24 protein-coding genes are annotated in these 24,198 nt (G+C 60.8%); 12 read left to right on the forward strand and 12 right to left on the reverse strand.

Annotated features, from left to right (window positions below; genetic code table 11):
- Nucleotides 1–32: 32 nt before the first annotated feature.
- Nucleotides 33–926 carry a tRNA glutamyl-Q(34) synthetase GluQRS gene (gene gluQRS / locus BM346_RS16795; protein ID WP_092015934.1) on the reverse strand — a complete coding sequence of 298 codons (894 nt, stop codon included), beginning with the start codon at nucleotides 924–926 and terminating at the stop codon, nucleotides 33–35.
- Between the two features lie 57 nt (nucleotides 927–983).
- Nucleotides 984–1,424, reverse strand: coding sequence for an RNA polymerase-binding protein DksA (gene dksA, locus BM346_RS16800; protein ID WP_092015937.1), 441 nt, complete (start codon nucleotides 1,422–1,424; stop codon nucleotides 984–986).
- 171 nt (nucleotides 1,425–1,595) lie between these two features.
- Here dksA and sfsA point away from each other — a divergent pair, with 171 nt between their 5' ends.
- The gene (sfsA, locus tag BM346_RS16805; RefSeq protein WP_092015940.1) at nucleotides 1,596–2,318 is read left to right on the forward strand and encodes a DNA/RNA nuclease SfsA; all 723 of its coding nucleotides are present in this window, start codon (nucleotides 1,596–1,598) and stop codon (nucleotides 2,316–2,318) included.
- Here sfsA and BM346_RS16810 read toward each other — a convergent pair.
- Both BM346_RS16810 and BM346_RS16815 read right to left on the reverse strand, forming a co-directional pair.
- Entirely contained in the window at nucleotides 2,301–2,669 is a 369-nt protein-coding gene (locus BM346_RS16810; protein ID WP_092015943.1) for a Rieske (2Fe-2S) protein, read from the reverse strand. The genes sfsA and BM346_RS16810 overlap by 18 nt on opposite strands.
- Nucleotides 2,666–4,249, reverse strand: coding sequence for a bifunctional aminoglycoside phosphotransferase/ATP-binding protein (locus tag BM346_RS16815; protein ID WP_092015945.1), 1,584 nt, complete (start codon nucleotides 4,247–4,249; stop codon nucleotides 2,666–2,668). The genes BM346_RS16810 and BM346_RS16815 overlap by 4 nt, the downstream gene beginning before the upstream one ends.
- Before the next feature lie 133 nt (nucleotides 4,250–4,382).
- On the opposite strand from BM346_RS16815, the gene mrcB reads away from it, so the two are divergent.
- Both mrcB and BM346_RS16825 read left to right on the forward strand, forming a co-directional pair.
- The gene (gene mrcB / locus BM346_RS16820) at nucleotides 4,383–6,707 is read left to right on the forward strand and encodes a penicillin-binding protein 1B (RefSeq protein ID WP_092015948.1); all 2,325 of its coding nucleotides are present in this window, start codon (nucleotides 4,383–4,385) and stop codon (nucleotides 6,705–6,707) included.
- Nucleotides 6,704–7,255: a tetratricopeptide repeat protein gene (locus BM346_RS16825; RefSeq protein ID WP_092015951.1), complete on the forward strand. Its 552-nt coding sequence runs from the start codon at nucleotides 6,704–6,706 to the stop codon at nucleotides 7,253–7,255. Before mrcB ends, BM346_RS16825 begins: the two co-directional genes overlap by 4 nt.
- A 45-nt stretch (nucleotides 7,256–7,300) precedes the next feature.
- Here the strand turns inward: BM346_RS16825 and BM346_RS16830 are convergent, their stop codons facing one another.
- Nucleotides 7,301–8,206: a DUF4382 domain-containing protein gene (locus BM346_RS16830; RefSeq protein ID WP_092015954.1), complete on the reverse strand. Its 906-nt coding sequence runs from the start codon at nucleotides 8,204–8,206 to the stop codon at nucleotides 7,301–7,303.
- Nucleotides 8,207–8,448: 242 nt separating this feature from the next.
- Here BM346_RS16830 and BM346_RS16835 point away from each other — a divergent pair, with 242 nt between their 5' ends.
- The 4 genes from BM346_RS16835 to BM346_RS16850 all read left to right on the forward strand — a co-directional run bounded on the left by BM346_RS16835 (nucleotide 8,449) and on the right by BM346_RS16850 (nucleotide 11,657).
- Complete coding sequence (locus BM346_RS16835) at nucleotides 8,449–9,036, forward strand: RNA polymerase sigma factor (protein ID WP_092015957.1); 588 nt, start codon at nucleotides 8,449–8,451, stop codon at nucleotides 9,034–9,036.
- 10 nt (nucleotides 9,037–9,046) lie between these two features.
- Entirely contained in the window at nucleotides 9,047–9,721 is a 675-nt protein-coding gene (locus BM346_RS16840) for an anti-sigma factor family protein (RefSeq protein WP_167812577.1), read from the forward strand.
- Nucleotides 9,718–10,155 (forward strand): hypothetical protein, encoded by a 438-nt coding sequence (locus BM346_RS16845; protein ID WP_092015960.1) that lies wholly within the window; start codon nucleotides 9,718–9,720, stop codon nucleotides 10,153–10,155. The genes BM346_RS16840 and BM346_RS16845 overlap by 4 nt, the downstream gene beginning before the upstream one ends.
- Before the next feature lie 164 nt (nucleotides 10,156–10,319).
- Nucleotides 10,320–11,657, forward strand: coding sequence for a tetratricopeptide repeat protein (locus BM346_RS16850; RefSeq protein WP_092015962.1), 1,338 nt, complete (start codon nucleotides 10,320–10,322; stop codon nucleotides 11,655–11,657).
- Nucleotides 11,658–11,713: 56 nt separating this feature from the next.
- Here BM346_RS16850 and hemL read toward each other — a convergent pair whose 3' ends face one another.
- From hemL to BM346_RS16875, 5 genes are all read right to left on the reverse strand, one after another.
- Nucleotides 11,714–12,994 carry a glutamate-1-semialdehyde 2,1-aminomutase gene (hemL, locus tag BM346_RS16855; protein WP_092015965.1) on the reverse strand — a complete coding sequence of 427 codons (1,281 nt, stop codon included), beginning with the start codon at nucleotides 12,992–12,994 and terminating at the stop codon, nucleotides 11,714–11,716.
- An 89-nt stretch (nucleotides 12,995–13,083) separates the two neighbouring features.
- Nucleotides 13,084–13,755, reverse strand: coding sequence for a thiamine phosphate synthase (gene thiE / locus BM346_RS16860; RefSeq protein ID WP_092015968.1), 672 nt, complete (start codon nucleotides 13,753–13,755; stop codon nucleotides 13,084–13,086).
- On the reverse strand, nucleotides 13,752–14,519 hold the full coding sequence (gene thiD / locus BM346_RS16865) for a bifunctional hydroxymethylpyrimidine kinase/phosphomethylpyrimidine kinase (protein WP_228704343.1): 768 nt from the start codon (nucleotides 14,517–14,519) through the stop codon (nucleotides 13,752–13,754). Before thiD ends, thiE begins: the two co-directional genes overlap by 4 nt.
- Nucleotides 14,520–14,557: 38 nt before the next feature.
- Complete coding sequence (hemJ, locus tag BM346_RS16870) at nucleotides 14,558–14,980, reverse strand: protoporphyrinogen oxidase HemJ (RefSeq protein WP_092015972.1); 423 nt, start codon at nucleotides 14,978–14,980, stop codon at nucleotides 14,558–14,560.
- A 5-nt stretch (nucleotides 14,981–14,985) separates the two neighbouring features.
- Nucleotides 14,986–16,758, reverse strand: coding sequence for a chloride channel protein (locus BM346_RS16875; protein ID WP_092015975.1), 1,773 nt, complete (start codon nucleotides 16,756–16,758; stop codon nucleotides 14,986–14,988).
- Nucleotides 16,759–17,003: 245 nt separating this feature from the next.
- On the opposite strand from BM346_RS16875, the gene argC reads away from it, so the two are divergent.
- The 4 genes from argC to erpA all read left to right on the forward strand — a co-directional run bounded on the left by argC (nucleotide 17,004) and on the right by erpA (nucleotide 19,754).
- Nucleotides 17,004–18,041, forward strand: a complete 1,038-nt coding sequence (gene argC, locus BM346_RS16880; protein WP_092015978.1) for an N-acetyl-gamma-glutamyl-phosphate reductase — start codon at nucleotides 17,004–17,006, stop codon at nucleotides 18,039–18,041.
- Between the two features lie 30 nt (nucleotides 18,042–18,071).
- On the forward strand, nucleotides 18,072–18,812 hold the full coding sequence (locus tag BM346_RS16885) for a DUF6776 family protein (protein ID WP_092015981.1): 741 nt from the start codon (nucleotides 18,072–18,074) through the stop codon (nucleotides 18,810–18,812).
- Between the two features lie 2 nt (nucleotides 18,813–18,814).
- A complete protein-coding gene (locus tag BM346_RS16890; protein WP_092015984.1) occupies nucleotides 18,815–19,339 on the forward strand; it encodes a bactofilin family protein in 525 nt (174 codons plus the stop codon).
- 61 nt (nucleotides 19,340–19,400) lie between these two features.
- Nucleotides 19,401–19,754 carry an iron-sulfur cluster insertion protein ErpA gene (erpA, locus tag BM346_RS16895; protein WP_092015986.1) on the forward strand — a complete coding sequence of 118 codons (354 nt, stop codon included), beginning with the start codon at nucleotides 19,401–19,403 and terminating at the stop codon, nucleotides 19,752–19,754.
- Nucleotides 19,755–19,763: 9 nt separating this feature from the next.
- Here erpA and BM346_RS16900 read toward each other — a convergent pair whose 3' ends face one another.
- Nucleotides 19,764–20,870, reverse strand: a complete 1,107-nt coding sequence (locus tag BM346_RS16900; RefSeq protein ID WP_092015989.1) for an anhydro-N-acetylmuramic acid kinase — start codon at nucleotides 20,868–20,870, stop codon at nucleotides 19,764–19,766.
- 4 nt (nucleotides 20,871–20,874) lie between these two features.
- Nucleotides 20,875–22,308, reverse strand: coding sequence for an OapA family protein (locus BM346_RS16905; RefSeq protein ID WP_092015992.1), 1,434 nt, complete (start codon nucleotides 22,306–22,308; stop codon nucleotides 20,875–20,877).
- Between the two features lie 285 nt (nucleotides 22,309–22,593).
- On the opposite strand from BM346_RS16905, the gene tyrS reads away from it, so the two are divergent.
- Nucleotides 22,594–23,799, forward strand: coding sequence for a tyrosine--tRNA ligase (gene tyrS / locus BM346_RS16910; protein WP_092016094.1), 1,206 nt, complete (start codon nucleotides 22,594–22,596; stop codon nucleotides 23,797–23,799).
- Nucleotides 23,800–24,198 lie beyond the last annotated feature (399 nt).

Below are 24,198 nucleotides of genomic sequence, written 5' to 3' on the forward strand. Positions count from 1 at the left end.
CCCGGGGTTATATCACGTGGCGGGGTCGGCTGTCAGGTTGCGTACTCCGGGGCGTGACTGTTGCTCCGGGGAAGAAGGGTCAGGTCCCATGCCTCGTCCGCCCAGGAGAGCAGAAGATCCGCTGGGGCATCCCGTAGCTCCGTAGGTGGTTGCTGACCGAGCGTTACCAGCGCGTCCCAGAGGTTTCGGCCAGGGTGGGTGTCATCCAGAGCAGGGGCATGATTCTGCTTGCTGAGCTTCTGTCCCTGGCGGTTCAGCACAACCGGAATGTGAGCCCGGCTGGGCGGCGTGGCACCCAGGGCACGGTATATCTGCTGCTGCTGGGCGGTGGTTTCCAGCAGGTCCGACCCCCGAACAATGTCGCTGATGCTCTGGTCCACGTCGTCCACGACCACGGCCAGCTGGTAAGCGACAAAGCCCTCCTTGCGCAGAATCACCGGGTCATTCCGCATGCCCTGCACCACCTGTTGCTGTGGTCCCAGGATACGGTCCCGCCAACTGAAAACCTCATCCGTAAGGGCAAACCGCGTTGCGACCGGACGGTCGGGAGGCGCTTCGCCCCCCTCTCGGCAGTGAAAGGGATGATGCCCGTCGTTGGCTCTGAGTTCGCTGCGGCTGCAGCCGCAGCGATAGGCAAAGCCCGAACTGACCAGATCATCCGCAACGGTGTGGTAGATTTCCAGTCGCGCCGACTGATAGCGCACGCCCTCGTCCCAGTGAAGTGAGTGGGCCTCCAGGCTTTTCAGGATGCGGTCGGTGGCTTCGGGGCTTTCCCGGAGGGGGTCGAGGTCTTCGATACGGACAAGCCACTTGCCTTTACGGGTGCGGGCCTCCAGAAAACTGGCAAGGGCGGTCACCAGAGAGCCAAAATGCAGAGGGCCAGTGGGAGAGGGGGCGAATCGTCCGCGATATTCGGTCGTGGTCATGGCAGGGGGGAAGCGGGTGCGCGTACCTGCTGGCCACACACCCACTGTGGGTTCATCTCAGATGCCGGTCTGGCGCTCGCGGATTTCGGCCAGGGTCTTGCAATCGATGCAGAGGGTCGCGGTGGGGCGGGCCTCAAGCCGGCGAATGCCGATCTCGACACCGCACTGGTCACAGAAGCCGTAGTCTTCCTTGTCGATGCGGTCGATGGTCTTGTCGATTTTCTTGATCAGCTTGCGTTCCCGGTCCCGGGTGCGAAGCTCGAGTGAGAACTCCTCCTCCTGGGATGCCCGATCGCTGGGGTCCGCATAATTGGCGGCGTCTTCCTGCATGTGGTGCATGGTGCGATCCACTTCCTCCATCAACTCCTGACGCCACTGCATCAGCAGGTTGCGGAAGTGTTGCAGCATTTCAGGGCTCATGTATTCTTCACCCTTTTTGGCTTCATAGGGGGTGAAGTTGGTGAAGCTCTCGCGTGCGTTCTCTGCAGTCTTTGCCATGTAACCCGGCCTCTTATTTGATACTCCAAAAGGACGCGGTCCGTGCCGCGCCCATCTGAATCAGGAGCCTGGAGGCTCCCCAGGAATCTGCGGAAAATAGCAGATATGCTGCGGGCGCGCCAGCTTTGTATGATGCCGGACCCACGTCCCTCATCTCACCATGGAGAAGTGATGAAATTCCCTGAACCTCTTATCGAGGGCCGTTTGGTCAAACGCTACAAACGCTTCATGGCGGATGTGCGACTGCCCGATGGCAGCACCGTGACAGCCCATTGTCCCAATACCGGCTCCATGCAGGGCTGTCAGCCCCCTGATGCCCGTGTATGGCTGAGCCCGGCCAGCAACCCCGCCCGCAAACTGCGGTATACCTGGGAACTGGTGGAAACCGGGCCGGGCCAGATTGCCTGCATCAACACTGCGCGGCCCAACGCCCAGGCCCGGGCCGCGGTCGAGGCCGGGCGGATCGCTTCGCTGGCGGATTACGGCACGGTCAGGGCGGAGGTGCGTTACGGCGACGAGAAAAGCAGGATTGACCTCCACCTGTCAGGCCACGAAAGCCGGTCCGATGCCTGGGTCGAAGTAAAGAACGTAACCCTCTGTGAGGACGGTATCGGTTACTTTCCGGATGCGGTGACCCTGCGGGGACAGAAACACCTGCGGGAGCTGATGGCGCAGGTCAGGGGTGGTGACCGGGCGATACTGCTGTTCTGCGTCAATCACACCGGCATCCGGGAGGTCAGGCCGGCAGATCACATCGACCCGGCCTATGGCGAGCTGCTCCGGGAAGCGGCCTCTCAGGGGGTGGAGGTGATGGCCTGGCAGGCAGAGCTGGAGGCAGGCGGTGAGCCAAGCGGCAGTCTGGTTCTGGTGCGGGAGTTAGCCGTGGTGCTCTGACGGATCCCTGACTTCCACCTGGCCACCCACCACCCGGAGGGTGAGGGGCGTCAAGCTGTCCCCCTGGCAGGGCCCGGCAATGCAGTCACCCGATTCGGGCGTAAACAGCGCCCCATGGGTGGCACAGTGGATAAAGCAGTTATCGCTGTCCATAAAGCGCTCGGGCAGCCAGTTCAGGGTAATGCCCAGGTGTGGGCACCGGTTGCGGTAGCCATAGAGATGTCCCTTCCGGCGGAACACGAAGCAGGGCGTCTCGCCCAGGCTGAATTCCAGGAACTGGCCCTCCCGGATACTCTCCTCGGCCCCGATGGTTGTCCAGGACTTGCCAGCAACCGGTACCGCCGGACTCATTCGGTTCCCGTGATTCCGAAGTGGGCGCGGATACGTTGGGCGAGCTCGCCCGCGGCCAGGGACTCGTCCGTATGCACATGGACAGTGTGGGTCTTCTCCATGGTGGAGATCGGCTCTTCCCACTCTTTCTGCTTGTCGAGCAGCGACTCATCGGCCTCGGATGCGTCCCCACTGCGGGCACGGATCCACTGGCGCCGGGTTTCCTCGGGGGCCTCGCAGTGAATCAGGGCGAAGGGCACGCCCAGGCTTTCCGCGACGCCGGCCAACAACTCCCTTTCGTTCTCCCTCAGGCAGGCGGCATCGACGATCACGCCGAAACCGGCCAGCAGCAACTGCTTCGAAAGATCCGCCAGACGGTGATAGGTCTGGCGATTGGCCTTCTCGGTATACAGGTTTTCGCCAACACCGGACTTCGAGTTGTCCAGCGGGCCCAGACCGGCCATGCGCTTGCGCTCGACGTCCGACCGCAGTCGCACCAGACCAAGCTCCGAGGCCAGGGCATGACTGACGGTGGACTTGCCGCTGGCGGAGAGACCGGTAGTGGCCAGCAGGTAAGGCATGGGGATTTCGGTGTAGTGCTCCGCCAGGTTGGCATAGTCCCGGTACTTGTCCAGCAGGCCGCTTCTGTCCTGCTCGGACAGACCTTCGTTACCACGGGTGAACAGGGCGATCTTGGCCCGCACCATGGCTCGGTAGGACTTGTAGAGCGGGAGAAGCTCCAGCCCTTCAAAATCGCCACGCCATTCAAGGTAGGTGTTGAGAGTATGGCTGGCCAGGGCGAATTCCCGGCGGGACTCCAGGTCCATCAGCAGGAACGCCAGATCGTTGATCACGTCAATCCAGCGGAACGGTTCGCTGAACTCGATGCAGTCAAAAACCGTTACCCTGCCTTCAAAAAGGGTGATGTTCGCCAGGTGCAGGTCGCCATGGCATTCCCGGACGTAGCCGTTCTGGCGGCGCTGGGCAATCAGTGCCTGCTGGCGCTCGAAGGTGGAACGGGCCCAGCCCTCCAGGGCGTCGAGCTGGCCGATAAGGTCGGCATCGTTGTCCAGCATCGGCCGGATCTGGTCAAAATTCTCCTGCATGGCGGCAAATACCGCTTCCGGTGTGCCCAGGGGCTTGTCGTCGGGGATCGGGGGAAGCTGGTCGTGAAACCGGGCTACGTCCTCAGCCAGCTCGCTGAGCAGCTCCGGTGTCAGGCTCCCGCGCTCCTGGAGGCCGTCGAACAGCCCGTCCTGACTGAACTGCCGCATGCGTATCGCGTACTCGAAGGGTTCGCCGGCGCCATTGAATTCCGGTGCCTCCGGCGTGCCGGTGATGGCGACGATGTCGAGGTAGAGTGGCTCTGCCAGGCGACGGTTGAGGCGCAGTTCCTCCTGGCAGAAGTGGAGCCGTTTCTCGAGTGTGGAAAAATCGAGAAAGCCGAAATCCAGGGGTTTCTTGATCTTGTAGGCGTAGTCGCCGGTGAGGATGACCTGTGAGATGTGGGTTTCCAGAATCTGGAATTCTTTGACCGGATGATCGTAAAGCGCCGGGTCTTGAAGGTTCTCGATCAGGCGGCTCGCCGGTGCATCACTCACAATATTTTCCTCCTGGCAGTGGCTGGCCCGGTTTTCGGGCAGGGGGTTACGGCAACTATCATAACGGTGAGATTACACAAATAATACCGAAGCTGGCTGACGGTCCCCGCCGGGGATTGGTTATAATCCGCGGATGCCAAAGAAAACACCTGCCAAACGCAAAAAATCTCCGCCCCGAAAGTCTGCCTCCTCCTGGCGCCAACGCCTCTGGCATGTGAGCTGGAGGCTGGCCGTGGTTGCCCTGGTCGTTCTCGCGGGCTGGATGGTCTACCTGGATGCGGTGGTTACCTCCCGCTTCGAGGGACGCCGTTTCGAGGTACCGTCCCGGGTCTTCGCCCGCCCCCTGGAATTGTATGATGGCGCCACCGTTTCCGCCGAGGGTCTGCGGCAGGAGTTACAGCTGGCAGGCTATCGCTCGGGTAACGGTCAGCAGGCCGGCACCTGGCAACAGAATGGCAACCGTTTTCTGATCAGCACCCGGGGCTTTGATTTCGTTGATGGCATTGAGCCACGCCGCCGGTTGTCCCTGACCGTGGCCGACAACAAGGTCACCGCAATGCGGATCGTCGAAGGCGCACCGTCACCCATTGTGCGCCTGGAGCCGGCCCAGATCGGTGGCATCTATCCCGCCCACCGGGAAGACCGGGTACTCGTCAGCCTCGAGGATGCGCCGGCGCTGTTCGAGGAAGCCCTGCTGGTCACGGAAGACCGCAACTTCTATGACCATATCGGCATCGCCCCACTATCCATTGGCCGGGCGTTTCTGGCCAATATTCAGGCCGGGCGGGTGGTGCAGGGGGGCAGCACCCTGACCCAGCAGCTGGTCAAGAATTTCTTTCTGACCCGCGACCAGACCCTGGTGCGCAAGGGCAACGAAGCGCTGATGTCCCTGTTGCTGGAATGGCACTACGACAAGCGTGACATTCTCGAAACCTATCTCAACGAGGTATACCTGGGGCAGGCAGGCAACCGCAGTATCAACGGCTTCGGCCTGGCCAGCCAGTTCTATTTCGGCGAGCGGTTCAGCGATCTGGACCTGCACCAGTCAGCGTTGCTGGTGGGCATGGTGAAAGGGCCCAGTTACTACGACCCGCGGCGAAACCCCGAGCGGGCGCTGGCACGGCGCAACCTGGTGATCGAGCTGCTGGCGGAGGCCGGGGCCATCGACCGCGAAACCGCCCGCAAGGCCAGTGGACGGCCGCTGGGCGTCACCAGCCGCCCTTCCTGGTCCGAGCACCGCTATCCGGCGTTTATCGACCTGGTCCGCCGCCACCTGGCCCGGGATTATCATCAGGATGATCTGCAGAGCGAGGGGCTGCGGATCTTCACCACCCTGCATCCGGCCATACAGGAGCAGGCTGCGGCCTCGGTCACCCAGACTCTGCAGCAGCTTGACCAGCGCTCCGCCGATAACCGCCTGGAAGGCGCCATGGTGGTGACCGCCCGGGACAGCGGTGAAGTGCTCGCTCTCGTGGGCGGTCGTGACGCGTCATTCGCGGGCTTCAACCGGGCACTGGACGCGCAGCGGCCCATCGGTTCCCTGGTAAAACCCTTTGTCTATTTGACTGCCCTGACACAGCCGGACAGGTATACCCTGATCACCCCCGTAAGGGATGCCGGCCTGGCCCTGGAATTTGAAAACGGTCAGCGCTGGGAGCCTAAGAACTTCGACAAGGAACAGCGGGGGGAGGTGCCCCTGCATCTTGCGCTGTCACGGTCCTGGAATCTGCCGGCGGTGCGGGTGGGTCTGGATGTGGGCGTGCCGGCCGTGGCGGAGACGTTGCGAGCGTTTGGCGTGACATCGTCCATCAATCGCTATCCCTCGATGTTCCTGGGTTCGGTCACCCTGTCCCCGGTTGCAGTGGCCCAGATCTACCAGGGCCTGGCCACGTCCGGCTTCAACGCCCCGTTGCGGACCATTCGCGATGTCACCGGTGCTGACGGTGCGGTCCTCAGTCGCTACAGTCTGGAAGTGGATCAGGTGGCCGACCCAGCGGCGGTTCACCTGGTGCAGTATGCCATGCAGGAAGTGATGCGTGAGGGTACCGGCCGGTCTGCCTATCGCTTCGTGGACGAGAGTCTGGGGCTGGCCGGCAAGACCGGCACCACCGATGACGGTCGTGACAGCTGGTTTGCCGGCTTCAGCGGCGATCTGCTGGCGGTGACCTGGGTGGGCCGCGACGACAACGGCCCAACATCCCTGACCGGCGCCAGCGGTGCGCTCCCGGTCTGGGCCCGTTTCATGGCCCGGGTGCCCCAGCACGGATTCTCGCCGGTGGTGCCCGACGGTGTACAGTATCACTGGGTCAACAGTACACAGGGTGTGCTTACCGACAACCACTGCGAGAATGCACGGCTGATTCCCTTCATTGTCGGCAGTGAGCCGGAGCGGTTTGAAGGGTGCGGTGGTGATTTCACACGACGCCTTCGGGGCTGGTTTGAAGGATTGTTCCAATGAGTCAGAGATTAATAAAAGCGGCCATGCTGGGGTTCTTTATGGCCGGACTGGCCGGGTGCGCCAGCGATATTTATGTGACGCCCGGTGCTGAACCAAGGACCCCGGAAGCACCCCGGCCACCCGCTGTGGAGGAGGAGCAGGAAAAACCCTCCCGGAAACTGTCCGAGCAGCCAGAAGGCAAGGTTGAGCCTGCCCCGAGCCCAGCCTACCAGGAGCAGGGCGATGACCTGTCTCCCGCTGCCGCCAGCCTGATTCAGCAGGCCGACGACCTGATGGCCCGGGGGCGCACCGAGGCCGCGCTGAGCCAGCTTGAGCGGGCCCAGCGAATCTCCCCCCGTTCGGCACAGGTGTATTTCAAGCTTTCCGAAGCCTATGTGAGAATGGGCAATCTGGGTTCAGCGGAGCAGTTCACCCTCAAGGGGCTGTCGCTATCCGGTTCCAACCACAAGCTTCAGAAGACGGGCTGGCTGTTGCTGGCGGATATTCGCCGTGAACGGGGCAATGTGGCAGGAGCGGAGCAGGCGGAGCGACGGGCTGCGCAGCTTTAAATGAAAAAGCCCCTGCGGGGCAGGGGCTTGAAACGTTGTTCAATTTTAGTTGTTGAGGATTGTCAGCTCTGTAGTCGCGCCAGCTTCGACCGTGACTCCCGGTTCTGTTCCATAGAACGTCAAACTGTCATCAATCGGGTTGCCACTTTCATCAGTGATGTTGTCCTCATCGCATGTATAACTAACGGTGTAGTCACCAGCGGGAATAAACGCTGCGATAAATCCAAATGTCTCTTGGTCAACCGGAACGGCTACCAGAGGTTCGTTTTCGCCGCCAATATCATCAGGAGTTTCGTCAGCTCCTGAGAAAATGTAAACGGAACCAGGATAGGGTTTTGAATCATCGCTGCCGCATGCTGTGGCAATCAGCGTGCTGTCAACGGTGCCCGCGATTTCTCCGACTTCCACGTTGTCGACCAGGCGAAGGGTGGGGCGAAGTACGTAGCGATCCGGTCCAGGGTTATAGGCGAGCGACTTTCTGACGTCAAAATCAATTGTGAAGTCAACATTGCCTCCGGCCGGAACAGTAAAGCCCGAGGTTTGCAGGCCCCGTTGTGCTCCGGAAGGAACAAACAGCGTTTTCGAACCCTCACTATCGAGAACTGTAAAGGTACTGCCGTCGCCAAGCCTGAGGCGCATCCACTCATATTCACCCGCAGGCAGTTCCTGGTTGGTCAGAAGCGCCTCGACCGCACCACCTTGCAGAGACAAAAGATTCAGATCGGTACGAACATCAGGGTTGTCAATCTCAAAGCTGATCCTGTCGCCCTCGGCTGGCTGTAATTCAACGCCTGTGATAGAGATGTTGACTTCTGTGACGTTATCTACGGGCGCGTCTGTTAGATCCAGTGACATCGTCCCTGTAGAAGAACCACTGTCACTGCCACCACAAGCCGCAATGGCAGCTGCCAGGGTTGCCACACCAAAACTCTTGATCAATGGATACTTCATACATCCTCCTCGGAGCGTAAGCCCGTTCATGAAAGGCGCGGGCCGTTAGTTAGCTTCGGCTCCTCCGATCAGTGAAAATCGCGGCGCCTGAGGATACAACGTTGACCTTTTCATTCGGGTTCCAGTGAATCCTGTTACAAAATGTACAGAATGCAACGATCGTCAGATGGGACAAAGGGCGGCGCACCCGGTCACGTTTTCTGGTATAAGGCCCCTTAACACTCCATCCACAGGTTGCTTTAGTGGCATTGATCCCCTTCCGGCGCTCTCCCGCCAGACGTTTTGAAGACGCTGTCCGCCCTCACCTGGTGGGCATGTACCGTTTCGCCTACCGTCTTACCGGTCAGCGGGAAGATGCCGAGGACCTGGTTCAGGATGTGCTCACCAAGCTCTTTCCCCGGGCGGAGGAGCTTTATGAGGTGGATCAACCCGGCGCCTGGCTCAACAGGGTCCTGTACCGGCGCTTTATCGACGTGACCCGCAAACGTGGTCGGCAGGCGGACCGTCCGGCCTCAAGCCTCATGTCCGAGGAAGCGGGCGCCGATTTTCTCGACAGTCTTGTGGACAGCGCAGCCGGGCCCGCCCGGCACCTCGGGGACGAGCAGCTGCAGCAGGCGGTGGCGGGTGCCCTGGACAGCCTGTCGCCGGATCAGCGCACTCTTCTGTTGCTGCATGACGTGGATGGCTGGCGACAGGAAGACATCGCCGAGGTTCTGGGCATCGCGGTGGGCACCGTCAAGTCCCGTCTTCACCGGTGCCGCGCCAGCCTCAGGAGTAACATGGCGAAAGAGCTGGAACCTTTTGTTCCGGGCGAGCGTGTATATGACTGAGGTGATCAAGATGACAAGCTGCCGCCAGGCCCATGAATACATTGACCAATACGCGAACGGTACCATCGCCGCGGCGGACGCCGTTGCGCTGGAGCGGCATGTGGGCGGTTGCATATCGTGCGAGCGGCGGTTGTGCCTGCAGCAACGAATAGCCGGTGAGCTTGCCCGCCAGGGCGGCATACCGGAACCCGCTCCGGATTTCGAGGCACGGGTGCTTGCCGCAGCCGCCGGTCGCCGTCTTGTCCGCCGACGCTGGACCATGCCGGTTATCGGTGGTGCCATTGCTGCCGCGCTGGTACTGGGCCTTGCTCTTGACCTGGATTCCGGGGCACACGAGGAGCCGGGGCTGGCGTCTGTGCAGGAGCAGGCGAACCGTGAGGTAGTCTCCGCTGAGCCCCGGGAGCAAACAGTGCGACTGGCTTTCCACTCCCGGTCCCAACTGGATGACGTCAGCCTCACCCTGGAGCTGCCACCTCATGTGGAGCTGGTTCAGTTTCCCGGACACCACCAGTTGACCTGGCAGGTCAATCTGAAACCCGGTGACAACGTCATCGCCCTGCCACTTCGTATCGCCTATCCTGAGCGGGGAGAGATCATCGCCCGCCTGGACGATGGCAGCAAAACCAAGACCTTCCGGGCCCCTATACCCGGTACGGGCGTGAGGGACAAGGAACCTTCGTCATGAACACATACGGGCAATTGAGGCCTTACTGCCTTGCATTTCTGGCGGCCGCTGTACTCTTGTCTCCGACGAGTCTTCTGGCCCAGGGCCGGGACGATCTTGACGTCACCATGCGCATGGTGGTGGACGACGAGGATCTGTCTGATGGCCTGGTCCAGGAACTGCAACTACCGGCCTCGCCCTTGGCCCGCCAAAATGAGCGGGGCGCAAAGGGCCGCCAGGACGCTGAGGACATGCGTGAACAGGGCCGGGCTCTGGGCCGCCGGATTTCGGAAGAAGCCCGGGACCGGCGCGAGGAGCGTCCCCTGGGAAAGCCCGGTGACGGTCTGGACCTGCCCGGCGACTCTCCCCGTGATGATATCGGTGGTGAGCGCCCCGGCCCGGGCATGGATCCCGGCAACCGACCCGAACGACCGGACCAGGGCGCCCGCCCGTGAGATTGTAGCCTGATCCTGCAGGCTGCCCTACACGCCGAAATCGCACTCCCTGCCGGAGGCCTCCCAAGGCCGTCTTTCCCTCTTGGTCACGCTTCCGACCCTGCTATACTGCCGCCACTCATGTTGTCTCTATAAGTAACAACCAATACGCGGGGGAGATCCGTTTGGCGCGTCTGCTTCATCTGTCCATGACCGGCCTGTTACTGGTCGTCGCTCTGACGTCGCCGCCTGTTCTGGGTAGTGAACAGGGAACCGAGGTCAGGTCTCTGATGGAGGAGGGCGTGGCCGCTTTTAACCGGGGCGATCTGGAACAGGCCCTCGATCTCCTGGAGGCGGCCCGCGCGGGCGGGCTGGAGTCTCCCGCCCTGCGTTACAACCTCGGAGTGCTCTACTACCGTATTGAGCGATACGATCTGTCACGGCAGGCGTTCGAGGGGCTGCTGGGTACTCGCCACGATGCCCTGGCCCGGTACAACCTTGGCCTTGTCGCCCAGGCGCAAGGACGTGAAAGTCAGGCACGGGCTTGGTTTCGCCAGGTCGTCGAGACCGCGGAACAGGAAAAGCTGCGTGCGCTGGCACAGATCCAGCTGGATGAAAGCCCGGGAACCCGCCGCCCCGACACTGTGGCCTGGGCTGGCTTTGCTTCCCTGGGGGCGGGCTACGAAGATAACCTTTCCCTGAGGTCCGACAGCGTCGCCTCCGATCTCTCTGACAGCTTCAACGAGGTAATGCTGGCGGGAAAGGGGCCGGTCCTGAACCTGGGCGGGGAGGGCAAGGCCCTCCATGCCTCGGGCAGTTTCTTCCGCCGTCACTATCATTCGGAAGAGGAGTTCAACAGTGATGCCGCCAGGCTTGGCCTGTCTTGGGTATCCAGCGGGATGAGCGATCGCAGGGAGGTGGGGCTCAGCCAGAGCTACTATCGCCTGGGCGGGGAGTCCCGTGAGCTGCACACCTCCATCATGCTGAAGTACCGGCAGGAGGGTTGCGGCTCCTTCGGTACCAATGGTCGCTGTGAAATGGCCCTCGTCGCCTCAACGGTGACGCCGTTCGACGGATTCGAGGCCTACGAGGGCATGCGCTACCTCGCCTGGGCGGGCTATCGTCACGACTGGGATTACTGGCGCGCCTCCGCCCGCCTGTCCCTGGAATTCAATGAACGGGAGGATATTGCCGAGGGTGATCAGTTTGTCAGCGTGTCGCCGCGACGCCAGGAACTTGTCCTGGAGCTGGACTACCGGCGGTGGCAGCCATGGACGTTGGGAGCTGAACTGGGGTATCGCCGCAGTGACTATCCTGACCCTTACCGCCTCGCTGCAGCTACGGGCGTCGAGTCAGGGCGCCGGATTGACGACCTCTATACGGTGGAGCTGTCAGCGGAATACGCCCTCGCACGGGACTGGACTATTACCGGAACAGCCAGCTACCGTGACAACCACAGTTCACTGAACCAGTATCGCTACGATAACCAGATTTATCAGCTCAGTCTCGACTATCTCTTCTGATCCGCCTGCTGGTTCTGAGGCGACCGGCACCTTTCCCTGGTCCCGGCCGGGGTTCATCACAGCGTTGCCATTACCCGTTCGGCAGCAGCGACCGTTGCATCGATATCCTCATCGCTCAGGGCGGCACTTGTGAATCCCGCTTCAAACGCCGAAGGCGCCAGATAGACGCCTTCCCTGAGCATGCCCTGGAAGAAGGCCTTGAATCGTTCCACGTCGCAGTTCATCACCTGATCGAACCGACTGATCCGGGGCTCGTCGGTGAAGAAGATGCCAAACATCGCGCCGGCACTCTGCATGGTCAAAGGGATGCCGGTTCTTTCAGCGGCGGCTTCCAGGCCTTTGCACAGCTTCCGGGTCTTCTCGGTGAGGCGATCGTGAAAGCCCGGCTCGGAAATCAGGTTGAGGGTGGTCAGCCCGGCGGTCATCGCCAGTGGGTTCCCCGAGAGCGTTCCGGCCTGGTAGACCGGGCCCAGGGGCGAGATATGTTCCATGATTTCCCGCTTGCCCCCGAACGCCCCCACCGGCAGTCCGCCGCCGATGACCTTGCCCAGAGCGGTCAGGTCGGGTTTGATTCCGTACAGACCCTGTGCGCCGCCCAGGGAGACCCGGAAGCCGGTCATGACCTCGTCGAAGATCAGCACCGAGCCATGCTGGTCGCACACCTCCCGGAGGGCTTCCAGAAAGCCGGGCACCGGTGGAATGCAGTTCATATTCCCTGCCACCGGCTCGACGATGACGGCCGCCACCTGGTCGCCCATCTCTGCGAATGCCCTGCGAACCCCGTCGACATCGTTGAAGTTCAGGGTAACGGTATGTTCCGCCAGGCTGGCCGGAATACCCGGCGAATTGGGCACGCCCAGGGTAAGGGCGCCGGACCCCGCCTTCACCAGTAGTGAGTCGACGTGGCCATGGTAACAGCCCTCGAATTTCACGATCTTGTCGCGTCCGGTATAGCCCCGCGCCAGGCGAATGGCGCTCATGGTGGCCTCGGTGCCGCTGTTGACCATCCGCACCAGGTCAATGGACGGGACCAGCTCGCAGACCTTCCTGGCCATTTCGGTTTCGATGGCGGTGGGTGCGCCATACCCCACGCCCAGCTCGATCTGGGTATGAAGCGCCTGTTTGATGTGCTCGTTGGAGTGGCCCACGATCATCGGGCCCCAGGAGCCGACATAGTCGATGTAGCGCTGGTCGTCCTCGTCGTAGAGGTAGGCACCTTCAGCATGCTTGAAGAAGATGGGCGTGCCGCCCACCCCCCGGAAGGCCCGTACCGGCGAGTTGACGCCCCCGGGGATGTACTTCTGTGCCTGTTCAAACAGCGTTTCAGATTGGCTCATGTCAGCGGCTCCTTTGGTGCTCGCCAGAAAGAATACGGTCGAGACTCGACAATGGAATAAGTGATCGCAATCCTACCAGAGATTGACGCCTAGCGAGGCCGGAAACAGGGATGGTGTTCGGCGAACAGCCGCGTGAATGTCCGGGCCCGCGCCTCGATCTCATTGGCCTCCCCGGCGAAAAGCCCCCCGACCACCGCCAGCAGGTCTGCTCCGGCGCGGATCAGCGGTTCGCCGTTGGTCTCCGTTATGCCGCCAATGGCGGTGCGGGGCAGTCCAAGTCCCCCCGCCCGGGTCAGAACCTCGGGCGAGGCGGAGGGCGCGCCGGGCTTGGTGGCGGACTCGTGGAATCGGCCAAACGCGAGGTAGTCGGCTCCCAGGTGGGCGGCCTTTTCCGCCAGCTCAAGCCGGCCATGACAGGTGATCCCGATAATGGCGTCCTTTCCGAGCAGGGCCCGGGCTTCCGCCACCGTGGCATCGCTTTGCCCCAGGTGCACGCCCTGGGCACCGGATTCCGCAGCAAGCCGCGGGTCGTCGTTGATGATCAGGGGTACGCCCTCAGCCCGGCAAAGACTGGCGAGGGCTTTTGCCTGCCCGAGTCGCTGAGCTGCGCCCAGGTTTTTTTCACGGTACTGGACCAGTACCGCGCCGCCACGAATGGCCGCAGCCACGGCCGCTACCAGCTGGCCCTGGGGCAGGAGGTGGCTATCGGTGATGGCGTACAGTCCCGGGCGCAGGCCCTTGGCGAACACGGGTCGGGTCATGGTGTCTCCGACAGGGGCACGGAGCGATCCGGTACCGGCTGGCCTCCCCCGACGGCGAGAGCGTGGTTGATGGCTCCGGATACGAAGGCCTGGGCCTGCTCAATGGCCTGTTCCAGGGTAAGCCCCCTCGCCCGGCCGGCCGCAATGGCTGCGGCGAGGGTGCAACCGGTGCCATGGTACTCACCGCCGACACGGGTAATCTGCCACTGCCTGGGCGGTTGACCCGGACGATAGAGCGTATTGACGATGTTTGCTCCGGTACAGTGGCCGCCGGTGGCCAGCACGCCCCGGCACCCACCGGCGATCAACTGCCCGGCCGCTGCCTCCGGATCGTCGTGCCGACCCAGCATGGTCAGCTCGACACCGTTGGGGGTGATAATCTCGGCGCGGCCGAACAGGCGGGTTTTCATGGCGTCCAGAAGCTTGTCGTCAGCCAGGTCACCACCGCCGGCGGCCTTGATGACGGGGTCGAGAATCAGGGGTAGTCCGGGATGCCGGTCCAGAAAGTCGGCCAGCACGGCGACCACATCGGCGTTGCCCAGGGCCCCGGTCTTGACGGCGTCAATCCGGCAGTCGGCTGCCAGGCAATCCAGTTGCTGGCGGATCAGGTCGGCGTCAACCGGGGCCGCATTGTAGACGTTATGAGTATCCTGCACCGTCAGGCAACTCAGTACCGGCAATGGGTGCGCTCCGAGTGTGGTGACGGCCTGAATGTCCGCCTGGATACCGGCGCCGCCGGAGGGATCCAGGCCCGAGAGAATCAGTACCTGCGGGCGTTGATGGAGTTTGATGACGAACCTCCTCAGAAGGGTTTGACCACGGCCAGGATGACCACGGCGACCAGGATCAGTACCGGAAGTTCGTTGAACCACCGGTAGAAGACATGACTGCGTGTGTTCCGGTCTTCCCGAAAGACCCTGACCAGGTGGCCGCAATAGAAGTGGTAGGCAATCAGCAGGGCCACCAGCAACAGCTTCGCATGCATCCATCCCTGACTGAAATAGCCCGGGAGGTTGTAGCTCAGCAGCCATACGCCGAACACAATGGTGGCAATCATGGACGGCGTGGTGATCCCCCGGTACAGCTTTCGCTCCATGACCTTGAAGCGCTCCTGCCCGGGCCTGTCCTCGCAGGCGGCATGGTAAACGAACAGTCTGGGCAGGTAGAAAATGCCGGCGAACCAGCTTACCAGGGAAATTATATGCAGGGCCTTTACCCATAGCATGGTGGTCAGCTCCGTCGGTATTGGTAGTAGCTTTCGATGTCGGACTTGAGAATGACGCCGTAGATCCGCTGAATCATAGGTGCCACGTGTCGCTGCACATACAGGGCTTCGGCCTGGGTATTCTCGAACTGGTCCAGGGCCTCTTCCAGTGTTGCCTGGTATTGAATCGGGGCCAGATCGCGGCGATTGGCAGGCATTTCCATCAGGTCGATGGCCTCGGGTAGTGGTCTTTCCTCCTCGGCCTCCCGGTTCTTGAGGTGTTCCAGGAAGCGGGCCAGATCCACCGAGGGCATAAGGGCGGTAGGCCCACTGCTGCCTTCCACGACAAGCCACTTGGGCTCGTTTTTCAGCAGTTCCTGGGCGGCGGTGTAGGTGATTTCACGATCGGTCCGGGCGATGCTCCGGTCCATGATGGCGCCCACCGCTATCCGTCGCAATGCCTGGATGACGGGTGAGTGATGATAACTCAGGCCCTGGTTCTGGAGCATGGTCAGGAACACCGATTTCTTGCCGAACACTTCACTGGTGACCAGTGAGGCGGTGGTAATGATGAGCATGCCGGGGAGGATGATGTTGGGGTTGCGGGTCAGCTCCATCAATGCCATGAGCGCCGCCAGTGGCGCCTGAAGGACAGCGCCCATCATGGCGCCCATGCCCAGCATGGCGTAGAAGCCCACCGAAGACGTCACCGCCGGTGCCACTGAAGCCCCGATAAGGCCCATGGCCGCGCCGATGGTGGCCCCCATGAAAATGGTGGGACCAATGATTCCGCTGGGCATGCCGAGGCCTATTGTGACGGCGGTGATGACCAGCTTCGCGACACCGGCGCCCAGCAGCAGCCAGAAAGCCATCTCACCGTTGATGGCGGCGGTAACCGTGTCATAGCCGATGCCCATGACTTCCGGCACCACAAGGGCGAACGGCACCATCAGCAGGCCGGCCACAGTCAGCCGCAGCAGAATCGGCCGGTGCTGTTGGCGACTGGTGAGAGAGAGGATGTGAATGAAGGTGGCCGCCGCCACGCCAATGATCAGGGCGATGGCGATTATCCAGGGTATTTCCATGAGCGAGTTCATGGTCAGTGCCGGCACGCTGAAGGCGGGTTCGGCTCCATAGACCGCCTGGGTCACGATGGCGGCGCTGACCGCTGCCAGGATGATGGGGGTGAATCCGGCGATGGTGTATTCCATCATCACCACTTCCATGGCAAAGATCACGCCCGAGATCGGGGTATTGAAAGAGGCGGATATGGCTGCGGCGCAGCCACAGGCCACCAGGGTGCGGATGCTGTTGTTGGGCAGCCGCATCCACTGCCCCATGAGACTTGAGAACGCAGCACCGAGATGAACCGCGGGCCCCTCCCGGCCGGCCGACTGGCCGGTGACCACGGTGGTGACCCCGGTTACGAACTGGACCAGGGCGCTACGCAGCGGGATGTACCCCTGGTGGTAGTTCAGCCGCTCCATGACATGGACCACCCCTACCTTGCGGTTCCGGGAGGACAGATTGTGAAGCAGAAGCCCCAGGAGTATGGCTCCCGTCAGCGGCAGAGCGCCACGGGTAATGAGGGACAGTTCCTCGAAGGCCTCATGGCCGCCGGGAAGCAGGTAGTCCAGGGGCCATTCAATGGCGAAGCGGAACAGCAGAATCACACCGCCGGTAACAATCCCGGAAAGCAGCCCCAGCAAGGCCAGCTGAGGCAGGGCGTCAACATCCGCCAGGCGCCTGCGGAAGAGCGGGATCAGGTTGTTGGTCAGATGCTCTCTGAGCTTTTGCATGGGCTATGCCGACAGGCGCCTGGGTTATGGAGGTGATAACGGTAATGAGAAATAATCATAAGGCATTGTAACGGTCAGAGGGACCGCTGCAATAAGACCCTGGTTTATCATGATAGACTACTGTTTTTTCGGGCGGCGGATCACCGCCGGTGCATTTAATCGGGCAGTGTGGGGTCCCGCCATCGCAGTCGCGGATATCGGTGACTGCGAGGGGCACCCGGATTCAGACAGGACAGGAGAGACAGGTGATCAAAGCAGGTATTGTCGGAGGCACGGGGTACACGGGCGTTGAACTGCTCCGGATTCTCGCCATCCACCCCGAGGTAGAGGTGGCCTGTATCACTTCCCGTTCGGAAGCGGGTATTGCCGTTTCGGATATGTATCCGAACCTGCGGGGCTATTACGAGCTTGCCTTCACCGAGCCGGACATCGACGTTCTGGCAAGCTGTGACCTGGTGTTTTTCGCGACCCCTCATGGTGTTGCCATGCGGATGGCGCCGGAGCTTCTGGCCCGCGGCGTACGTATTGTCGACCTTTCTGCTGACTTCCGGATCAAGGATCTCGATGTCTGGGCGCGCTGGTATGGTATGCCCCATGAAACCGCCGAGTGGGCTGAAAAAGCTGTCTACGGGCTGCCTGAAGTGGCCCGGGATGCGATCCGCGACGCCCGTTTGGTGGCCAATCCCGGCTGCTACCCTACCGCGGTTCAGCTGGGCTTCCTGCCCCTTCTGGAGAATGGCCTTATCCGCACCGGACACCTGGTGGCAGACGCCAAGTCCGGCGCCAGTGGCGCCGGCCGACAGGCCAATGTGGGGATGCTTCACGGCGAAGTGGGTGAAAGTTTCAAGGCGTATGGGGCGTCCGGCCACCGTCATCTTCCCGAGATCCGCCAGGGTCTTGAGTTGGCGGCTGGTGGCAAGGTCGGAATCAGCTTTGTGCCTCACCTGGTTCCAATGATTCGTGGTATCGAAGCGACGCTCTATGCCGAACTGGAAACCCCGGAGGATTTTGACCGGCTCCAGTCCCTGTACGAGGGCCGCTTCCGGGACGAACCTTTCGTTGACGTCATGCCCTTTGGCAGCCACCCGGAAACCCGGAGTGTCCGGGGTGAGAACACCTGTAGAATGGCGCTTCATCGGCAGGAAAACAGTCCCGTTGTCATCGTCACCTCGGTGATCGACAACCTGGTCAAGGGCGCGGCCGGTCAGGCAGTGCAGAACATGAACATCATGTTCGGTCTTACCGAGCATGCCGGCCTCAGAGCCCCGGCGTTGTTGCCATGATGGCGGCTGGCGGCGCCGGAGACTGTTGCCGTGGCTGAGACCAGAAACCCCCAGGAAGAATTCATGATCGTGCCCAGGCGCCAGGGAGTGCGCCTGTCCAGGGTTGTCGGGGTACTGTTTCTCTGTGTTCTGTGCGGACTGGTGGGTTACGGTCTGGGCTGGTCCCAGGGCGGCTATCGTATCGCCGATGTGGCCCAGAGCCGCCCTTCGCTCGCGGGAGAGCTGGCTCGGCTCAAGGCGGAATATGATGAAGTCCGCCAGCAGATGACAAGGCTGGAACGCAGTCACGCCATTGATCAGGAAGCGTTGAGGTCCGCCCGCAACACCATGGCGGAGCTCGACGGCACGATTGCATCCCTGGAATCGGATCTCACGTTTTATCGCAATATCATGGCCCCATCGGAAGTCAGCAAGGGTCTCCAGGTGGACCAGCTCAGCCTGCGGCAGGTGCGGGGAGAGGGTCGCTATGGCTTCAAGCTGGTGTTGACTCAGGTAGGTGACAATAAAAGCTACATTTCGGGCGTGGTGGCAGTGAATATCATAGGGGCACGGAAAGGAGAGCAGGAGGTTATTCCATTGCGGGATCTGTCGCAGGAGGTCGAGGACCTCGGTGTGCGCTTCCGCTTTCGCTATTTCCAGGATGTCGAAGGCACTCTGACCCTGCCTGAAGACTTTGAACCCTATGAAATTCAGGTGGTTGCCAAGGCAGAAGGTGCCAAGGCCTCCCAGGCCGAGCGCACCTTTGACTGGCGCCAACTCACGGAGAGCTGAATATGCTAAGTAAGAAGAAGCAGAAACCGAAACGGCCACAGGGGCATTTCGATACCCTGATCTCGGCAAAGACAACGGTGGAGGGCAACATTCGCTTCTGCGGAGGCCTGCATGTGGACGGTAAGGTGCAGGGCAATATCATGGCCGAGGAGCAGGCGGACACGGCACTGATCCGCGTTTCAGAATGCGGCGAGGTCCAGGGGGACATAGTGGCGCCCCACATTGTTATAAACGGCACCGTAACCGGTGATGTCTTTGCTCTGTCGCACCTTGAACTCGCCGAAAAAGCCGCCATTAAAGGAAACGTGTTCTATAACCTGATTCAGATGGAGGCAGGCGCCTCCGTGAACGGAAACATGGTGCACAGCAAGGATCCGGACGCCCTTCCAAGGCCGGCCCGTTTGAATGCCCCGCTAACCCGCGGGCCGGTGGATCAGACGGGAGACGAGCTTCCGGAGGATAGCCCCGGGGAGCCGGGGGTCAATCCACTGGACGAGGCACTGCCCGCCGGAGGCTCCAAGGAATAGTTGACCAATTTGGTCAGGAATACCATAATGGCACCACTAACGTGATGTCGGGAGGCCACAGTTGAGCGTAGTCCAGGAACAGGTAGCTGTACCCCTTTTTTTCAGCGAAAGCGCCGTTGCCAAGGTGAAGGAGCTTATTGAGGAAGAGGAAAATCCGGATCTGCGGTTGCGGGTGTTCGTCACCGGCGGAGGCTGCTCCGGCTTCCAGTATGGTTTTTCATTTGATGACAGCCAGCAGGAGGACGATACCGCCGTGCAGCGGGACGGCGCCACCCTGCTGGTGGATCCCATGAGCTATCAGTATCTGGTGGGTGCCACAATCGACTATCAGGAAGGCCTGCAGGGATCCCAGTTTGTGGTCCAGAATCCGAATGCCACAGCCACCTGCGGTTGTGGATCTTCTTTCTCTATCTGACCCGGCCTTTCACGCCGGGTAGATTGCGCCAAGAATCCTCTCGCCTTTTGCTCCGGTAACGGCAGGAACGTTACCGGGTCGCCCTTCCAGTGTTTCTCTCGCCAGCCAGGCGAAGGCAGCCGCCTCTACCCATTGCGGATCGATTCCAAGATCGCCGGTGGTCGCGAGGTGAATGTCGTCCCCACTGGTCAACTCGCCCAGTCTCGCCATGAGTGCTCGATTCTTTGCCCCACCCCCACAGACAAAAACGGAGAGCGGACGAGATTCGGGTAGCTGATTGGCAATGGTCGTCGCGGTAAGCTCCAGAAGCGTGCGCTGAACGTCGGCTTCGGGAACCTTGGCGTATGTTGCCAGGTTGCTGTTCAGCCAGCCGAGGTTGAAATATTCCTTGCCGGTGCTTTTGGGAGGCTGTTTCCGGAAGTAGCGATCGGCAAGAAAATGCTGCAGTAAATCATTGGTCACCGTCCCGGTCATGGCCCAATGACCATCCATATCGAAGGGGTGGTCCTTATGCTTCTGGCACCAGGCATCCATCAGACCGTTACCTGGTCCGGTATCGAAACCACCATCAGCCGAGGCCTTTCCTGCCGGAAGCCAGGTTATATTGGCAATGCCCCCGATATTCACCAGCACCCGGTTTTCCCGGGAGGACGAAAATGCGGCGTGGTGAAAAGCGGGCACCAGCGGCGCCCCCTGACCGCCTGCGGCCATGTCTCGTCTGCGAAAGTCGGCAACCGTGGTGATGCCGGTTCGCTCGGCGATGACGTTGGGATCACCGATCTGCAGAGTGAACGGCGTATTCCCCCCAGGCTGGTGACGGATTGTCTGGCCATGACTGCCAATGGCCCGGATGTCGGCCGCGGTAATGCCATCGGTTATATTGAGAAGCCCATGAACGGCCTGCGCGAATTGTTCGCCCAGAAGGTGATCGCTATAGCCGAGGTCATCCGGTGTGCCGGAATTCTGGCTCAGGCGGGTCAGGATCTGGAGAAGGGGGGAGGGAAAAGGTTGGCTGTGAGAAGCGAGGATTTCCGGGCCCCTGTCACCGAAACGCACCAGCACGGCGTCGATGCCGTCCATGCTGGTGCCTGACATAAGACCGATAAACAGGGCCATGAAATCAATCGTCTTGTGAGCTTGCGTCTTCCGCCATCGCTATCTGGCGGAAACCCTCGCCGAGTGTGTTCAATTGCCCAACCAGCTGCTGGGTGGCGGACTTGAATCGGGCCAACTCCGTTGCCGGCACCGGACTGGCTTCCGGCAGGTCGATCGTCCGGGAGTTGCGGGCAACGCCGTTGACGCGGAACTCATAATGCAGGTGGGGACCGGTAACCATGCCGGAGGCTCCCACGTAGCCGATAGTCTCTCCCTGCTTGACCCGCTGGCCATTCTTGATGCCCCTTCCAAGCTTGCTCATGTGGGCATAAAGGGTTGAGATGTTGTCGCCGTGTTGCAGTACGACCGTGCGTCCGTAACCACCTTTCCAGCCAGCGAAACTGACACGTCCATCGCCAGCAGCCTTGATGGGTGTGCCCACTGGCGCTGCATAGTCGGTTCCCTCATGGGGACGGACCACGTCGAGAACCGGGTGGCGTCTCTGTAGGTTGAATGGCGATGACACTCTGGCATTGATGGGCGTGCGCAGAAATGCCTTGCGCATGCTGTTGCCGTCTGGTGTGTAATAGTCGGTGTCGCCGCTGGAGTCACTGTAGTGCAGTGCCACGATTTCCCGGCCCCGGTTGACGAAGCGGGCGGCCAGGATCTTGCCGTCACCAATCTTCTCGCCATCGAGGAACAGTTCCTCGTAAACCACTTCAAAACTGTCGCCCCTGCGGATGTCGTAGACGAAGTCGATGTCCCAGCCAAAGATGCCGGCCAGTTCCATTGTGATGCGGTCATCCAACCCCGCCTGTTTGCCTGCCAGGTAGAGGGAGCCTTCTATCTCACCGGACGCGAAGGCTACCTGGGGTTCCGGGACCTTGGTTACGGTCTTGCCGTGGAAGCCATCTTCAGTGCGCTCGATCAGCAGTGATTCGAGCCGGTTGCGATCAAGCCGGATGGCCTCCAGCTCTCCGTTTTCGGAGGTGGCAAATGCCAGTGTTTCACCGGCATAGAGCCGCTGCAGTTTGGTGGCCTCTCCCTCGCCATGAATGACAGAGAGCATGAGACCGTCATTGAAACCAGCCTTTCTGAACAGCGACGAAAGTGTGTCACCGCTCTTGATCCGGAACTCTTCCCAGTCGGGTTCCGCCGGTACCGGCTCGGCAACCTCCGCCACCGGTGCGGCGGTGGCCGGTTCCTCAGCCAGCGTCACGGGCTCTGGCGGACTGCTGGCGGGTATCTCCTGCGCCGTGGCGACCGGCTGTGGCAGGGGCTCGCTCTTTTCAGGGGCGGGCTCGACAGCAGAGGGCGACTGGGACCGGTGGGTGTCCAGGGTAACAACCATCCGCTTGGCCTCAACATCGGAGCTGGGGCTGAACATCATGGCAGAGCCCACGACAAGGCTGATACCCGCGGCGGCGATCAGATGAGTTTTGGGAAACGTCTTAATCACGTCAAAAACCTGTTTTTTTCGCTACATCCGTAGCTTGTGTGAGCCGATTCAAGTGCTGGCTCAAGTATAGAGCAAGCCTGATCGTATAAAAAGCGCTCAGTATCACGCTGTAATGCCGAACGGCAGCAGATTTTCTGGTTCCGGCTGATATAATCCGTCGACTTACCGGAAGCCGGGGATACCGGCGAGAACACAAATGTATCAGGGTTTGTGGTTACGCTCAGCTTATCTTTTGTTGAGGACTGTAACCTCCGGGCCCGTTTTGTTATGGGGTTCAAAGAATTTATGGCGTCGATTGACGAAGCGCTGGCAATTATCAAGCGGGGAGTGGATGAGCTCATCCCCGAAGACGCACTGATCGAGAAGCTAAAGGAAGGCCGCCCGCTGCGTATCAAGGCAGGGTTCGATCCCACCGCACCGGATCTTCACCTGGGGCATACCGTGCTTATCAACAAGCTTCGGCAGTTCCAGGACCTGGGGCACGAGGTGATATTCCTGATTGGCGACTTCACCGGCATGATCGGCGATCCCACCGGCAAGAGTGCGACCCGGCCGCCTCTCACCGAAGATCAGGTCCGTGAAAACGCCGTCAGCTATAAAGAGCAGGTCTTCCGTATCCTAGACCCGTCAAAGACCACAGTCGTCTTTAATTCCGAATGGATGAGCAAGATGACCGCCGCCGACATGATCCGCCTTGCCGGTCAGTACACGGTTGCCCGGATGCTTGAGCGGGATGACTTTGACAAGCGGTACCGGGCGGAGCAGGCCATCGCCATCCACGAGTTCCTCTATCCTCTTGTCCAGGGTTATGACTCGGTGGCGCTCAGGGCGGATGTGGAATTAGGGGGCACGGACCAGAAGTTCAACCTGTTAATGGGGCGCATCCTGCAGCGGCACTATGGTCAGGATCCACAGGTCATCCTGACCATGCCGATCCTCGAAGGACTTGATGGCGTCCAGAAGATGTCCAAGTCACTGGGCAATTACGTCGGTGTCAGCGACGCACCGGGAACCATGTACACCAAGCTCCTGTCCATCCCGGACCAGTTGTTGTGGCGGTATTTCGAGCTGCTCAGCTTCAGGCCGCTGGCGGAAGTGGAAGAGTTCCGTCGCCGGGTTGAGCAGGGGGGAAATCCTCAGGACTTCAAGAGGCTGCTGGCCCAAGAGATCATCACGCGCTTCCATGATGAAGATGCTGCGGCCAGCGCCCACCGGTCTGCGGGCAACGTGGTTGCCCTGGGTGCCATTCCCGAAAACGTGCCTGAGGTGGCTGTTTCTCTGGGGGGGCAGGAGAATCTGCCGATTTCTGCCGTGCTGCGGCTGGCTGGCCTTGTAAAGAACGGTGCTGCTGCCCGCGATGTACTGGGTCGAGGGGCCGTCTATATAGATGGGCAGCAACTGGAGGATGCGGATCGGCGGTTTAGTGTAGGTGAAGAAGCGGTCATTCAGGCCGGAAAGAAGAAGATTGCCCGGGTTCTGATCACCGAATAGACAGTTTTGAAGAAAACCAAACTTTTTCGGAAAAGGTCGTTGACAGGAAGCCGGAACGCTGTAGAATGCGCCCCACTTCGACAGGGAACGCCGGTGACGGCGGGAACGGAAGTCGGGGTAAGCGGTTGTGATTATTGAGTTTTTCGGGTTTGAGCTTCGGGAGAAGCGGAAAGAAAAAGTCAAAAATAACCGTTGACAAGGTGGCGATCTGATGTAGAATACGCGGCCTTGATTGAGCTTCTGCTCAAACGCTCTTTAACAAGTTGACCAAGTAATTCGTGTGGGCGCTGGCCGAGACTATCTGGCGACAGATAATCGAGGCAAGCGACTCGTCGAGAATGAGTTTTTGTCTTGAGCAAGATTAGAGATCTTCGGATCTTGTATGATTTAAACTGAAGA

Origin of the sequence: Marinobacter daqiaonensis, assembly GCF_900115285.1 — a bacterium.
GTDB lineage: Bacteria > Pseudomonadota > Gammaproteobacteria > Pseudomonadales > Oleiphilaceae > Marinobacter > Marinobacter daqiaonensis.

Excerpts from the sequence above, each read along its gene's own strand:
- gluQRS (WP_092015934.1), bottom strand. The coding sequence starts at position 926 with ATGACCACGACCGAATATCGCGGACGATTCGCCCCCTCTCCCACTGGC.
- dksA (WP_092015937.1), bottom strand. The coding sequence starts at position 1,424 with ATGGCAAAGACTGCAGAGAACGCACGCGAGAGCTTCACCAACTTCACC.
- sfsA (WP_092015940.1), top strand. The coding sequence starts at position 1,596 with ATGAAATTCCCTGAACCTCTTATCGAGGGCCGTTTGGTCAAACGCTAC.
- BM346_RS16810 (WP_092015943.1), bottom strand. The coding sequence starts at position 2,669 with ATGAGTCCGGCGGTACCGGTTGCTGGCAAGTCCTGGACAACCATCGGG.
- mrcB (WP_092015948.1), top strand. The coding sequence starts at position 4,383 with ATGCCAAAGAAAACACCTGCCAAACGCAAAAAATCTCCGCCCCGAAAG.
- BM346_RS16825 (WP_092015951.1), top strand. The coding sequence starts at position 6,704 with ATGAGTCAGAGATTAATAAAAGCGGCCATGCTGGGGTTCTTTATGGCC.
- BM346_RS16830 (WP_092015954.1), bottom strand. The coding sequence starts at position 8,206 with ATGAAGTATCCATTGATCAAGAGTTTTGGTGTGGCAACCCTGGCAGCT.
- BM346_RS16840 (WP_167812577.1), top strand. The coding sequence starts at position 9,047 with ATGACAAGCTGCCGCCAGGCCCATGAATACATTGACCAATACGCGAAC.
- BM346_RS16845 (WP_092015960.1), top strand. The coding sequence starts at position 9,718 with ATGAACACATACGGGCAATTGAGGCCTTACTGCCTTGCATTTCTGGCG.
- hemL (WP_092015965.1), bottom strand. The coding sequence starts at position 12,994 with ATGAGCCAATCTGAAACGCTGTTTGAACAGGCACAGAAGTACATCCCC.
- thiE (WP_092015968.1), bottom strand. The coding sequence starts at position 13,755 with ATGACCCGACCCGTGTTCGCCAAGGGCCTGCGCCCGGGACTGTACGCC.
- hemJ (WP_092015972.1), bottom strand. The coding sequence starts at position 14,980 with ATGCTATGGGTAAAGGCCCTGCATATAATTTCCCTGGTAAGCTGGTTC.
- BM346_RS16875 (WP_092015975.1), bottom strand. The coding sequence starts at position 16,758 with ATGCAAAAGCTCAGAGAGCATCTGACCAACAACCTGATCCCGCTCTTC.
- BM346_RS16890 (WP_092015984.1), top strand. The coding sequence starts at position 18,815 with ATGCTAAGTAAGAAGAAGCAGAAACCGAAACGGCCACAGGGGCATTTC.
- BM346_RS16900 (WP_092015989.1), bottom strand. The coding sequence starts at position 20,870 with ATGGCCCTGTTTATCGGTCTTATGTCAGGCACCAGCATGGACGGCATC.
- tyrS (WP_092016094.1), top strand. The coding sequence starts at position 22,594 with ATGGCGTCGATTGACGAAGCGCTGGCAATTATCAAGCGGGGAGTGGAT.